General features: G+C 34.8%; 10 protein-coding genes. 8 read left to right on the forward strand and 2 right to left on the reverse strand.

Annotated elements, in window-relative coordinates:
• Window positions 1–37: 37 nt before the first annotated feature.
• Window positions 38–1156, forward strand: coding sequence for a glycoside hydrolase family 26 protein (locus tag ABD011_RS01220; RefSeq protein WP_343795168.1), 1119 nt, complete (start codon window positions 38–40; stop codon window positions 1154–1156).
• On the opposite strand, the gene ABD011_RS01225 is transcribed toward ABD011_RS01220, so the two are convergent.
• On the reverse strand, window positions 1153–1809 hold the full coding sequence (locus tag ABD011_RS01225; protein WP_129759917.1) for a hypothetical protein: 657 nt from the start codon (window positions 1807–1809) through the stop codon (window positions 1153–1155). The genes ABD011_RS01220 and ABD011_RS01225 overlap by 4 nt on opposite strands.
• Before the next feature lie 107 nt (window positions 1810–1916).
• On the opposite strand from ABD011_RS01225, the gene ABD011_RS01230 reads away from it, so the two are divergent.
• Window positions 1917–3245 (forward strand): aspartate kinase, encoded by a 1329-nt coding sequence (locus tag ABD011_RS01230; protein ID WP_343795169.1) that lies wholly within the window; start codon window positions 1917–1919, stop codon window positions 3243–3245.
• Window positions 3246–3272: 27 nt separating this feature from the next.
• On the opposite strand, the gene ABD011_RS01235 is transcribed toward ABD011_RS01230, so the two are convergent.
• Window positions 3273–4565 (reverse strand): aminopeptidase P N-terminal domain-containing protein, encoded by a 1293-nt coding sequence (locus ABD011_RS01235; protein ID WP_343795170.1) that lies wholly within the window; start codon window positions 4563–4565, stop codon window positions 3273–3275.
• 266 nt (window positions 4566–4831) lie between these two features.
• Here ABD011_RS01235 and ABD011_RS01240 point away from each other — a divergent pair, with 266 nt between their 5' ends.
• The 6 genes from ABD011_RS01240 to ABD011_RS01265 all read left to right on the forward strand — a co-directional run bounded on the left by ABD011_RS01240 (window position 4832) and on the right by ABD011_RS01265 (window position 13549).
• Window positions 4832–7675, forward strand: coding sequence for a WD40/YVTN/BNR-like repeat-containing protein (locus ABD011_RS01240; protein WP_343795171.1), 2844 nt, complete (start codon window positions 4832–4834; stop codon window positions 7673–7675).
• Complete coding sequence (locus tag ABD011_RS01245; RefSeq protein ID WP_343795172.1) at window positions 7675–8517, forward strand: helix-turn-helix domain-containing protein; 843 nt, start codon at window positions 7675–7677, stop codon at window positions 8515–8517. The genes ABD011_RS01240 and ABD011_RS01245 overlap by 1 nt, the downstream gene beginning before the upstream one ends.
• A 100-nt stretch (window positions 8518–8617) precedes the next feature.
• Window positions 8618–9832 (forward strand): alpha/beta hydrolase-fold protein, encoded by a 1215-nt coding sequence (locus ABD011_RS01250; protein WP_343795173.1) that lies wholly within the window; start codon window positions 8618–8620, stop codon window positions 9830–9832.
• A gap of 47 nt (window positions 9833–9879) precedes the next feature.
• Window positions 9880–10749 (forward strand): hypothetical protein, encoded by an 870-nt coding sequence (locus tag ABD011_RS01255; RefSeq protein WP_343795174.1) that lies wholly within the window; start codon window positions 9880–9882, stop codon window positions 10747–10749.
• Between the two features lie 102 nt (window positions 10750–10851).
• Complete coding sequence (locus ABD011_RS01260; protein ID WP_134198257.1) at window positions 10852–11526, forward strand: succinate dehydrogenase cytochrome b subunit; 675 nt, start codon at window positions 10852–10854, stop codon at window positions 11524–11526.
• Window positions 11527–11536: 10 nt separating this feature from the next.
• A complete protein-coding gene (locus ABD011_RS01265; protein WP_134198258.1) occupies window positions 11537–13549 on the forward strand; it encodes a fumarate reductase/succinate dehydrogenase flavoprotein subunit in 2013 nt (670 codons plus the stop codon).

Below are 13549 nucleotides of genomic sequence, written 5' to 3' on the forward strand. Positions count from 1 at the left end.
TAAAACCTTTAATTTTGAACCTATACCTTATTTTATTATGAAATTACTTTCGCTATTTGTTCTTTTATCCTTATTAATGTTTAGTTGTTCAAAAACCTCAACCAATCATTTAATAGACAAAAACGCTACTGCCGAAACCATAAATCTTTTTAATAATTTAAAAGAAACTTCTAAAAAACACATTCTCTTTGGACACCAACATGCCACTGAATATGGTCATGGCTGGAAAGATGACAAGAACCGAAGTGATGTAAAATCTGTTGTGGGTTCTCATCCAGCAGTTATAGGTGTTGATTTTATAAATTTTTCAGGGATTAGCGAACGTAGAACACAACAAGTAATGCATGAATTAAAAAAAAATGTAGAAGACACTTACAATAGAGGAGGCATTACCACAATTGCATGGCATTTTAACAATCCTGTTTCTGGAGGTGGTTTTTATTGGAAGGATTCTATCTCAAAACCTGCTGTAAAATATATAATTCCTGGTGGTGAAGCTCATCATGAGTATAAAAATATCCTTAAAAGAATTGGGTATTGGGCAAACAACCTGAAAGGAGCTGATGGAAAATCGGTTCCTGTTATTTTTAGACCTTTCCATGAGTTTGATGGCGATTGGTTTTGGTGGGGAAAACCTTACTGCTCAAAAGAAGAATTTATTAGTTTATGGCAATTTACCGTTAGTTACTTGAGAGATGAGTTGGGTGTTCATAATTTTATTTATGCCTTTTCTCCTGATAACAGATTTACTACCGAAGAAGAATTTTTAGAACGTTATCCTGGTGATGAATGGGTAGATATGGTTGGAATGGATAACTATGCCGATTTAGGTCGCGATAGATATGATTTGGAAACTGCTGCCAAAAAACTGAAAATTGTTTCGGATTACGCTAAAGAGAAACACAAACTTGCTGCTTTTACCGAAACAGGATTAGAGTCCATCCCTAACACGACTTGGTGGACTGATACCTTACTAAAGCTTTTAAAAGAAAACGACTTGGAGCTGTCTTATGTACTTGTGTGGAGAAACGACGAAAACAGTCCTACACATTACTATGCACCATTTCCTGGACAAGTAAGCGAAGAAAATTTTAAAGCCTTTTATAACGATGAATTTACACTGTTTGAAAACGATCTTAAAAAGATGTACGACTAACTTTTTAGACGTTTGATTACCGAAAAGGCTTTATCAACCACTTCGTCTTCAACCAAAACAGTAAACTCATTAGTGGTAGATACAACTTCGTACAATGCGATACCTTCCCAAGCTAATCGCTTAAAAATCTGGTAATACAATCCTGTAACTTTTGAATTGTTCTCAGGAAGACTAATGCTTATTGCTGAAAGATGCTCTTTGAGTCCCAATAAGGTTTCATCTTTAAAATTTTCTTTTATATAAGCATTTTGTGAACTCGAAATGATAATATTACTCTCTAGAATTCCTCTAGTAAACGCATAAAACACATTACTTTGCGCATCAATATGTTGCAAAACCTTAGAATGACTTAGTATAAGTGTTTTAGAATTTTGAAATGTAAAATCACTTAAATTAGACCTTACAGTAATATCTCCCAAACTTTCAATAACGCGTTTTAATCGTGGTGAATTTCCTAGATCTTTTGGCGGACTATAACGCCTTAACGCCATCATTATCGCTCCAGTTTTTACAGGCTTTCTAAGCATTTCACTAACAGGATCTGCCAATTCTTCTGCCAAAGCGGAATAGTTAATTATATTTCTAGACAAGGCTTCTTCTAAAAAAGGTTGTGCTACCAAAAGCTCTTCAACACAAGCTGCAATAGTTTTCATTTTGTTAATTATTTAACAGTGTGTGCAAATTTAGTTTAATTTTTTAAATTTCATGTGTTTAAACTCTTTTGAATATAGCTTTGCTTCAAAATTAATTGAACAAGACTATGCAAGTTTTAAAATTTGGCGGAACATCAGTAGGGTCTATTGAAAATATGACCAACGTAAAAAACATCATTAATAATGGCAACAGAAAGATTGTAGTGCTTTCAGCAATGTCTGGAACAACTAATGCGCTAGTGGCGATTTCTGAAGCTATAAAACACAATAACGTCAACCTAACACCTCAACTTATTGAGAATTTACGTTTAAAATATGTTGATGTCGTTAATGGTTTACTACAAGATTCGCAATTGCATAAAGAAGCTCAAGCTTATACTCAATCGGTTTTTAAATCTTTGAGTCTTTGGGCTAAAGAAACTCATACTGAGTTATTGTATAACAGAATTGTATCTCAAGGCGAACTTTTATCTACCTTTTTATTCAGTAGATTTTTACAACAGGAAGGTATTAATGCACAGTTGATTTCAGCACTCGATTTTATGCGTATCGATAAAAGCCATGAACCAGATAATTTTTACATCAAACAAAACTTAACTCGTTGTATTGAGCAATTACCACAAGCAGACATTTACATTACACAAGGTTTTATTTGTTTGGATTCTGAAGGTGGAGTTGCCAACCTACAACGTGGTGGAAGTGATTATACTGCAACAATTATTGGAGCTGCAATTAATGCTACAGAAGTACAAATTTGGACAGACATTGACGGTTTTCATAATAACGACCCACGTTATGTTGAAGACACGCAAGCCATCTCAAACTTGTCTTTTGACGAAGCTGCTGAGTTGGCTTATTTTGGTGCTAAAATCTTACATCCGCAAACGGTTATGCCAATTAGAGAGCAAAACATTCCGTTGCGTTTAAAAAACACTATGGCTCCACAAGCTCATGGAACTTTAATTACAAATACCATTCATGGTGAAGGTATAAAAGCCATAGCAGCTAAAGATGGTATTACTGCTATAAAGATTAAATCGGCTCGTATGTTGTTAGCTCACGGATTTTTGAAGAAAGTCTTTGAGGTTTTTGAAAAATATGAAACTTCAATTGATATGATTACCACGTCTGAAATTGCAGTGTCCTTAACTATTGACGACACCTCTCACCTACAACACATCTCAGAAGAATTACAAAAATTTGCATCAGTTGAAATAGACGACTACAGAACTATTGTTTGTTTAGTAGGTAATAACATTGTATTTCATCCTGATACCCCTAAACTGTTCCAGATATTACAAGACGTTAATGTGCGTATGATTGCCTATGGTGGAAGTAATAATAATATATCGCTGTTGATTAATACAAGTGATAAACAAGAAACCTTACGGAAGTTAAATCGATATGTTTTCGAAACAGAAGTGATATTAAATTAAAAAAACGGCAAATTGCCGTTTTTTTGTTTATGAATTCATCAACTCCTCAATCTCTTCTGCTTCAATTGGGATATTACCCATTAAATTAAAAGGTTCTCCTCTTTCTTGGATTACTACATCATCTTCCAAACGAATACCAAACCCTTCATCTGGAATATAAATACCAGGCTCAACAGTAAATACCATGTTGGCTTGCATTGGTTCGTGTAGTAAACCATAATCGTGCGTATCTAAACCAATATGGTGACTGGTACCATGCATAAAGTATTTTTTGTACGCTGGCCAATCAGGATTTTCGTTTTGCACATCAGCTTTATTCAATAATCCAAGACCTAATAATTCAGAGGTCATAAGTTTACCAACTTCCACATGGTAGTCTGCCCAAATAGTACCAGGAACCAATAGTTTAGTCGCTTCATTTTTTACACGCAACACAGCATTGTAAACTGCTTTTTGACGTTCGGTATACTTACCATTTACAGGAATGGTTCGGCTTAAATCGCTTGAATAGTTAGCATACTCAGCAGCTGTATCAAACAAAATTAAATCACCATCTTTACATTGTTGGTTGTTTTCAATATAATGTAACACATTAGCATTATTCCCTGAAGCGATAATAGGCGTGTATGCAAAACCTTTAGATCGATTTCTTAAAAATTCGTGCATCATTTCAGCTTCAATCTCAAACTCCCAAACACCAGGTTTTACGAAACCTAATACTCTTCTGAACGCTTTTTCGGTAATATTACAAGCCTGTTGCATGAGTTCAATTTCTATTGGGTCTTTTACCGAGCGTAAACGCTGTAAAATAGGATTACTCTTAGCTACTGAATGTGCAGGATATTTGTCTTTAAGCCATTTAGTAAAACGGTCTTCGCGTGTTTCAGTTTCTACATTGGCTCTGTAATGTTCATTAGTATTTATATAAACCGTATCGCATTGCGTCATGACTTCGAACATAATTTTTTCTAAGTCTTGTAACCAATACACGGTTTTGATTCCGCTAGTAGTAAAAGCGGCTTCTTTAGTTAGTTTTTCACCTTCCCAAACTGCAATATGCGCGTTGGTTTCTTTTAAGAATAACATTTCACGATGCTTAGGATTTGGACAATCAGGGAAAAGCACTAAAATGCTTTCTTCCTGGTCTACTCCGCTTAAATAAAAAATATCTCTATGTTGCTCAAAAGGCATCGTGCTATCTGCACTTATAGGATAGATGTCGTTGCTATTAAAAACCGCCAAACTACTTGGTTTCATTTGCGACATAAAATTTTTACGGTTTTTTATAAAAAGTTTGCTATCTATTGGGTGATATTTCATAAGAAAAATTTATTTTTTTATTCCCTTGAAAATGGGAATCTTATTAATATTTAGTTATCTGTCACGCTGAATTTATCTAACTGTTTTTCTATTAGATTAAAGCTTTAGATTCGACAAGCTCAACTAGACAATAACGTTTCATTTTTTCAAAAATAAGCAAACAAAAACGCAAGCCCAAGCATGTTATGATATTCTGTTAAACTTTTAATCCAAATTTTGCAACTAGCAGTATTATCGTTAATTTTCATTCCAAGAAAACCAACATCATGAAATTTAAAAACACGCTCTTCTTAAGTACAGCCCTTTTTTCTCTTTTTTGCTTTAGCCAACAACCTTCAACCAATGCTGATGTTGTTGAAAAAGCACTTCAACAAAAAAATAAATTAACTCAAAATTCATTGGTTAAAAACATTGTTTTTGAAAACATTGGGCCTACTGTAATGAGTGGTCGTGTTACTGATGTTGATGTCAACCCTAATGACCCAACCGAGTTTTATGTGGCTTATGCTTCAGGAGGTGTTTGGCATACAACAAACAACGGTTCAACCTTTACACCAATTCTAGATAACGCAAATACACAAAACGTTGGAGATATTGCAGTAGACTGGAACAACAAAACCATATGGGTTGGTACAGGAGAAAATAATAGCTCTCGTTCATCTTATGCTGGAATTGGAATTTTAAAATCGACTGACAATGGTAAAAACTGGATCAATGTGGGTTTAAAAGATTCTCATCATATAGGACGAATTCTTATAAACCCTAATAATCCTAACGAAGTTATTATTGGTGTTACAGGACATTTATATTCTCCTAATCAAGAACGCGGAATTTACAAAACTACTGATGGTGGAAATACATGGTCACAAAAATTATTTGTAGATGATATGAGTGGAATTATTGATGTTCAACATTCTCCTAACAATTTCAATATCATGTATGCTGCATCGTGGACTAAAGACAGAAAAGCGTGGAATTTTGATGGAAGCGGAAATAATTCTGCAATATATAAAAGTACTGATGCTGGAGAAACCTGGACTAAAATTTCAACTGAAAGAAGTGGTTTTCCAACAGGAACTGGAGTAGGTAGAATTGGTTTAGCTATATTTAATGACAATGTCGTTTATGCATTGCATGACAGTCAATTCCGAAGAACTTCTGAAGGTAAAAAAGAAACTTCAAACGCACTTTCAAAAGACGATTTTAAAACCATGACCACTGATGCGTTTTTAAAACTTGACGACAAAAAGCTAAACGAGTATTTAAAAACCAACGGTTTTCAAGAAAAGTACAGAGCACAAAACGTAAAGCAACTGGTAAGCAGTGGTACTGTAAAACCAATTGACTTAGCAAGATATCTTGAAGATGCTAACTCCATGTTATTTGACACTCCTGTTGTTGGAGCTGAAGTCTACAAAAGTGAAGATGGTGGAGCAACTTGGAAAAAAACTCACAAAAATTACATTGACGATTTATACTATAGTTATGGTTATTATTTTGGAGAAATACGTGTTGACCCTCAAGATGTAAATGGTATTTACATTTTAGGCGTACCAATTTTAAAATCAAAAGATGGTGGAGCAACTTTTAAATCTATTAGTGCAGAAAACGTTCATAGCGATCACCAAGCACTTTGGGTAAACCCTAAAAAATCTGGTCATTTAATTAATGGTAATGATGGTGGTTTAAACATGAGCTATGACGATGGTGAAAGTTGGGAAAAACTTAATGTAAATTCAGTAGGCCAGTTTTATACTATCAATGTAGATAATGCAAGTCCTTATAACGTTTATGGAGGATTGCAAGACAATGGTGTTTGGGTTGGGTCTCATACTGCAAGAGAAGATAAAAGTTGGCATCAAAGTGGTCAATATCCATGGAAAAGCATCATGGGAGGAGATGGTATGCAAGTACAAATTGACAGTAGAAACCACAATATCGTTTACACTGGTTATCAATTTGGAAACTATTTTAGATTGAATCTAGAAACTAACGACCAAGCTTATATTCAACCAAAACACGAATTAGGAGAAAACCCTTATCGTTTTAACTGGCAAACGCCTATTTTACTATCACCTCACAATCAAGACATCTTGTATTTAGGAGGAAACAAGTTAATGCGCTCCATGAATCAAGGAACCGATTGGCAAGCCATAAGTGGTGATTTAACCAATGGTGGAAAAAAAGGAAATGTTGCCTACGGAACCTTAACAACTATTAGCGAGTCACCTTTTCAGTTCGGACTAATTTATACAGGTAGTGATGATGGTCTAGTACAAATCACTAAAGATGCTGGCGGAAGTTGGCAAAACATATCAAGCACATTCCCTAAAGACCTTTGGGTAAGTCGTGTTATTGCTTCGCAACACAAAAAAGAACGTGTTTATGCTACGTTGAATGGTTATCGTTGGGACGACTTTAAAGTGTATGCCTATATGAGTGACGACTATGGAAAAACTTGGGAAAATATTGGTTCAAACATTCCTGCTTCTCCAGTAAACGTTATTAAAGAAGATCCTAAAAACGAAAACATCCTGTACTTAGGAACCGATAATGGAGCCTATGTCTCTTTTGATATAGGAAGCTCATGGGAAGCGTTTAGTAATGGCTTACCTAATGTTGCTGTTCATGATATTGTTATTCAACCTGAAGCAAATGATTTACTATTAGGAACGCATGGTCGTAGCATCTATAAAACCAATATTGCGCATTTACAGCAAATGAATTCTAAAATGCAAACCAATGCTATTACCTTATTTGATGTAAACGATGTAAGACACTCTTCGCGTTGGGGAAGTTCTTGGGGACAATGGTATGATACTTTTGAACCTGAAATTGAAATTGCATTTTATTCAAACTCATCTGAACCTAAGAACATAAAAATTGTATCAGAAAATAATTCTGAATTAAATACTATTAAAGTCACTTCAAGTAAAGGATTCAATTACGCTAGCTACGATTTAACTATAACCGAAAAAGGCAAAAAAGCATTAGAAAAAGAAAACTCTAGCTTAGACATTAACAAATCTGAAAACGGAAAGTACTATTTACCAAAAGGAACTTATACTGTTCAAATTGATGGCACAAGTACTAAGTTTGAAATAAAATAATGCATGAAAACGAACACTATTTTACTGTAAAACCAAATAATAAGGCTTTACAGCAATACATTGCATATTATTATTTTAATGCCTCTAATACTGAAGGTTTTGTTAAGTCGTATATTTTTTATCCACATTATAGAAATGCTATAACAGTATACAAGCAATCTAAAATTAGTTTCTCTGGTTCAGAGTCAAGAGTAACGCCTTGCGCAAAACAGTCTTTTGAAATTATTTATACTGGTATTCATTTAACTGCAAGATCAGGAATTATACAAGCGCCTTTTGATAAAATAGGAATTGTGTTTCAGCCTTTAGGCTTAAATCATTTTTTGTCACAACCCTTATCAACAGTTGTCACAGAGACTCCAAAAGTGAATTTTGATTATTTCGGAAAAGACTTTGAGCAAGTACTAACTCAGGTTTACAGCACTAATTCAACTCATGAAAAAACAAAACTATTAGACGCTTTTTTCAGCTCTAAAATTACTCATTTCCAAGATGAGCTATTTTTAAAAGCTGTTGATTTACTATTCAAAACAGAGTTAAATATACAAGAGGTTTCGAATACTTTAGGAATCAACCGAAAAACCTTGTTGCGTTTATTTCAAAAACACCTAAATTGTTCTCCTAAAGCGTTTTCTACGCTCATAAAATTTAGAAAAGCAATTGACATTTATCAAAAGCACAAACCAGCTTTAACCGATTTGGCTTATCAAAACGACTATTATGATCAAGCCGATTTTATCAAACACTTTAAAAAAGTAACAGGATTTAACCCAAAAGCGTTTTTTGGCAATCTATCTCACCTTGGTACAGAAGATACCTTTTGGACTATTTTAAACTCGTAACATCTCAAAATTTATAGATTGAGACACTGTCCCATTTCTACAATTTTTTAATTATAACAACTGCTAGTTTTGCTTTATGATTATAAAACTCATCCTATCAATGAAACGAACAATTGCATTTATTATCGTGCTTTTTTTAAGCTATTCAACAGTAGCTCAACAATATTCAGGCACTTCAAAAACACATACAATCGCATCTAAAGTTTTTGACGACGCTCGCGAAATAAGAGTATTTTTACCGTATTCATACACTGCATCGCAAGAGCAAACTTATCCTACTATTTATTTATTTGACGCACAATTTGACGCCATGTTTGATATGACTAGTGGTATTACAGATTACTTGGCTCAAATTGGTGAACTTACCGAGTTTATAATTGTTGGTATTAAAACCAAACATAGACCTAGAGAATTTACACCAAAAAGTATAGATGAACGCACTGTTTCTGATTGGGAAAACACTGAAATTGGTAAAGCCTATCTATTGGAAAATTACTTACTACAAGAGGTGTTTCCGCTTGTTGAATCATCATATAGAACAAAGCCTTTGCGTTTAGCTATAGGTCATTCTTTAGGTGGAACTTTTGTGCTGAATTCTATATTATCGCATCCCGAAATGTTCAAAGGCATTATTGCAATTAGTCCAAACGTTTCCTACGATTATGAGCAATTAGTGCATCGATTTGATGCTTATTTCAAAACTCACGACACACTCAACAAATTCATTTTTGTAAGCGCAGGAACTGTTGGAAATATGGAAAATAGATTTGCTGCATCATTAAAAAAATTGGATGATGTTATTTCCTATCATAAACCAAAAGGACTTAAATACAACTACAAAGTCTTTCAAGATGAAAACCACTCTACTTCACCTTTACCAACAATATCACAAGGACTGATGGCTTTTGGCGACCTTTGGGTAATGAGCGAAACTCAAAAACAAAATTATTTAAATGATGACAAACAAAGCTTTTTAAGTCATCTTAAAGCATTTTATTCTGACTTGTCCAATTGGGCTGGATTTGAAGTTTTGCCCACTGTTGATGAAGCTAATATGTTTGGTTATGATTGCTTAAATAAAGATCCAAAAGCTGCTCTCAACGTTTTTGATTGGGCTTTAAATCTCTATCCAAATGATGCAAACTTACATGATAGTAAAGCTGAAGCTTATGAAAAAAACGGAGACTTAAAAAATGCAAAATTATACTACAAAAAAGCCTTAGACGTTCTAGAAAAAAATAAAGCAACATTGCATCCTGAAGACTATGCGTTTTATCTTGAAACGTTCACAGAGCATTTAAAAAAATTGGATTAAACGTACTTTTATTAGTATTTTAGAGTTATAAAGAAAAACCAAATCTTATGAAAACTCTAAATCTTTTTACTTGTTTAATGTGTTTGCTCTTGTTTGCGTGCAGTGAAGATAATGATGACAACCAACAAGCAAACAACCCTAATTTAGTCATAAAACTAAAATTTGACCCAAACCAAGAACGATTAAACAATATTGGAGAACCAGCAACTATTCCATCAGGAAATGCTGCACAGTCGCCAAACGTAAACCGTATGAGTGCCAACTATATTGAATTGGCTCCTGGAGCATTTACAGCGCTTGGTGATGGTGAAGTTATTTTTTCAGGAGACGAAACAACAGCTGGAGGAAACAATGCTATTAACTTTCAAAATGCTCAGTTTGCTGGTGACAATGAAACTTTTTTAACTATCCCTCTAAGTGATGTCACAGCAGGAACTTATGAGTGGGTTCGTGTCTCATTAGCTTACCAAGAAGGAGAAATTGATTTTCTATTAAATGGTACAGATTATACTGGTACCTTAGGTAGTTTTGTAGGCTACAATACCTACATCACATCTTTTGATTTGAATGGTGAAACCATAGACGTAAATGGAAATAAACTACAAGGTTTTTGGGCTTTTGAAGCCGAAGGGTTTGTTACCCAAGGGCAAGCTCCAGAAGGTGCTACAACAGTTCCAAACCCATTATTTGACTCATCACCTATACCTCAAGGGTCTTGTGTGGTTACTGGTGAGTTTGAAAATGGATTTACTATAACAGGAAATGAAACCCAAGATATTGTAATAACACTTTCATTTTCAATAAACAACAGTTTTGAATGGACCGAAGTTAATGCTGACGGAAAATACGAACCAAGTGCTGGAGAGCAAGTGGTTGATATGGGACTTCGTGGGTTAATTCCTATGGTTTCAAATTAATTTCTGTTTAAAATCATTCTAAATACACAATTATAACGTTTGAGCTTTGTCTAAAACAGCAATGTAGCTTATCTTTGTTGGGATAAAAATTAAACTTCAACAATGAGCGGAATTCTAAATTCTTCGATTGGAAGAAAATTTGCCATGGCACTTTCGGCATTCTTCCTTATGATTTTCTTATTACAGCATTTTGCAATTAATATTCTTTCAGTTTTTAGTGCAGACGCATTTAACGAAGCTTCTCATTTTATGGGAACGTTTTGGGCTGTACAGTATTTATTGCAACCTGTATTAATTTTTGGTGTAATCTTTCACTTTGTGATGGGTTTTGTACTAGAAATTAAAAACAACAAAGCAAGACAAATAAGCTATGCTAAAAACAATGGAGCTGCAAATTCATCTTGGATGAGCCGTAACATGATTTGGAGTGGTTTAGCAATTTTAGCTTTTATAGTGCTTCACTTTATTGATTTCTGGATTCCGGAGATTAATACAAAATATATTGTTGGTGATATGTCTGGTATGCACAATGGTGAGTTCAGATACTTTCACGAATTAGTAGAAAAATTCCATAGTCCACTTCGTGTTGGAGCTTATGTAGTAGCATTTGTGTTTTTAGCATTGCACTTACTGCATGGTTTTAATTCGGCATTTCAATCGGTTGGTGCTAACAACAAGTACACAAAAGGATTGAAAACATTTAGTAAAATTTATGCAATAGGTATTCCAGCAGGATTCATCTTTATTGCATTGTTTCATCATTTAACAGGACATTAAAATATCTAATATGGCTTTAGATTCTAAAATACCTCAAGGTCCAATTGCAGACAAATGGACAAATTATAAAAATCATATCAATCTTGTTAACCCAGCAAACAAGCGTCTTATTGATGTTATTGTTGTTGGTACAGGATTAGCAGGTGGTTCTGCTGCTGCAACTTTAGCAGAGTTAGGCTACAATGTAAAAGCATTTTGCTTTCAAGATTCACCAAGACGTGCGCACTCTATTGCGGCTCAAGGTGGTATTAATGCAGCAAAAAACTATCAAGGAGATGGTGATTCAACATACCGATTATTTTACGATACTGTAAAAGGTGGTGATTACCGTTCTCGTGAAGCAAACGTATACCGTTTGGCTGAGGTTTCAGCAAATATTATTGACCAATGTGTGGCACAAGGTGTGCCTTTTGCACGTGAATATGGCGGACTTTTAGATAACCGTTCTTTTGGTGGTGTATTAGTATCGCGTACGTTTTATGCAGCAGGTCAAACAGGTCAGCAGTTATTATTAGGTGCTTACTCTGCTATGAACCGCCAAATTGGTCGTGGAAAAATAAAAATGTACAACCGTCACGAAATGCTAGATGTTGTTATCGTTGATGGTAAAGCACGTGGTATTATAACACGTAACTTAATTACAGGAGAAATAGAAAGACATTCAGCGCACGCTGTTGTTTTAGGAACAGGTGGTTATGGTAACGTATTCTTCTTATCAACTAATGCGATGGGAAGTAATGTTACTGCAGCTTGGAAAGCGCACAAACGTGGTGCTTACTTCGCTAACCCTTGTTATACACAAATTCACCCAACATGTATTCCGGTTTCTGGAGATCATCAGTCTAAACTAACGTTAATGTCTGAATCTTTAAGAAATGATGGTCGTATTTGGGTACCAAAACACATGAAAGATGTAGAAGCTATTAGAGCTGGTCAATTAAAACCAACACAAATAGCTGAAGAAGATAGAGATTATTACCTAGAGCGTCGTTACCCAGCGTTTGGTAACCTTGTACCTCGTGATGTTGCTTCTCGTGCAGCTAAAGAGCGTTGCGATGCTGGTTACGGAGTAAATGCAACTGGTGAAGCCGTTTATTTAGATTTTGCTTCGGCAATTCAACGTTACGGAAAAGAGCAAGCTCACATTAAAGGTTTAGATGAAAACGATGCAGCTCTGGTTAAGAAATTAGGTCAAGAAGTTGTAAGAGTTAAGTATGGTAACTTATTCCAGATGTACGAAAAAATCGTAGATCAAAACCCATACGAAACACCAATGATGATTTATCCTGCGGTACACTATACCATGGGAGGAATTTGGGTAGATTATAACTTAATGACAACCGTACCTGGATTATATGCCATTGGAGAAGCTAACTTCTCTGATCATGGTGCTAACCGTCTTGGTGCTTCGGCATTAATGCAAGGTTTAGCTGATGGTTACTTTGTATTACCATACACCATTGGAGATTATTTAGCTGATGATATTAGAACAGGACCTATTTCTACAGACACTAAAGAGTTTGAAGAAGCAGAGAAAAATGTAAAAGATAGAATAGCAAGTTTAATCAATAACAACGGATCACATTCTGTAGATTACTTCCACAAGAAATTAGGAAAAATCATGTGGAACAAAGTAGGAATGTCTCGTAACGAAAAAGGATTAAAAGAAGCTATTGAAGAGATTTCAACACTTCGTAAAGAGTTCTGGGCAGATGTAAAAGTTCCAGGAACAGCTGATGAATACAACGAAGAACTTGCAAAAGCAGGTCGTGTAGCAGACTTTTTAGAGTTAGGAGAATTATTTGCTAAAGATGCTTTACACAGAACAGAATCTTGTGGAGGTCACTTTAGAGAAGAATCTGTTGAAGAAGATGGTCCTCAAAAAGGTGAAGCAAAACGTGATGACGAAAACTTTACGTATGTAGCAGCTTGGGAATACAAAGGAGAACCTAAAGATGCAGTGCTTCATAAAGAAGATTTGGAATTTAAAGATATTGAATTAAAACAACGTTCGTATAAATAA

The organism is Gaetbulibacter jejuensis (assembly GCF_039524015.1).
Taxonomy (GTDB): domain Bacteria; phylum Bacteroidota; class Bacteroidia; order Flavobacteriales; family Flavobacteriaceae; genus Gaetbulibacter_B; species Gaetbulibacter_B jejuensis.

Excerpts from the sequence above, each read along its gene's own strand:
- ABD011_RS01220 (WP_343795168.1), top strand. The coding sequence starts at position 38 with ATGAAATTACTTTCGCTATTTGTTCTTTTATCCTTATTAATGTTTAGT.
- ABD011_RS01225 (WP_129759917.1), bottom strand. The coding sequence starts at position 1,809 with ATGAAAACTATTGCAGCTTGTGTTGAAGAGCTTTTGGTAGCACAACCT.
- ABD011_RS01230 (WP_343795169.1), top strand. The coding sequence starts at position 1,917 with ATGCAAGTTTTAAAATTTGGCGGAACATCAGTAGGGTCTATTGAAAAT.
- ABD011_RS01235 (WP_343795170.1), bottom strand. The coding sequence starts at position 4,565 with ATGAAATATCACCCAATAGATAGCAAACTTTTTATAAAAAACCGTAAA.
- ABD011_RS01240 (WP_343795171.1), top strand. The coding sequence starts at position 4,832 with ATGAAATTTAAAAACACGCTCTTCTTAAGTACAGCCCTTTTTTCTCTT.
- ABD011_RS01245 (WP_343795172.1), top strand. The coding sequence starts at position 7,675 with ATGCATGAAAACGAACACTATTTTACTGTAAAACCAAATAATAAGGCT.
- ABD011_RS01250 (WP_343795173.1), top strand. The coding sequence starts at position 8,618 with ATGAAACGAACAATTGCATTTATTATCGTGCTTTTTTTAAGCTATTCA.
- ABD011_RS01255 (WP_343795174.1), top strand. The coding sequence starts at position 9,880 with ATGAAAACTCTAAATCTTTTTACTTGTTTAATGTGTTTGCTCTTGTTT.
- ABD011_RS01260 (WP_134198257.1), top strand. The coding sequence starts at position 10,852 with ATGAGCGGAATTCTAAATTCTTCGATTGGAAGAAAATTTGCCATGGCA.
- ABD011_RS01265 (WP_134198258.1), top strand. The coding sequence starts at position 11,537 with ATGGCTTTAGATTCTAAAATACCTCAAGGTCCAATTGCAGACAAATGG.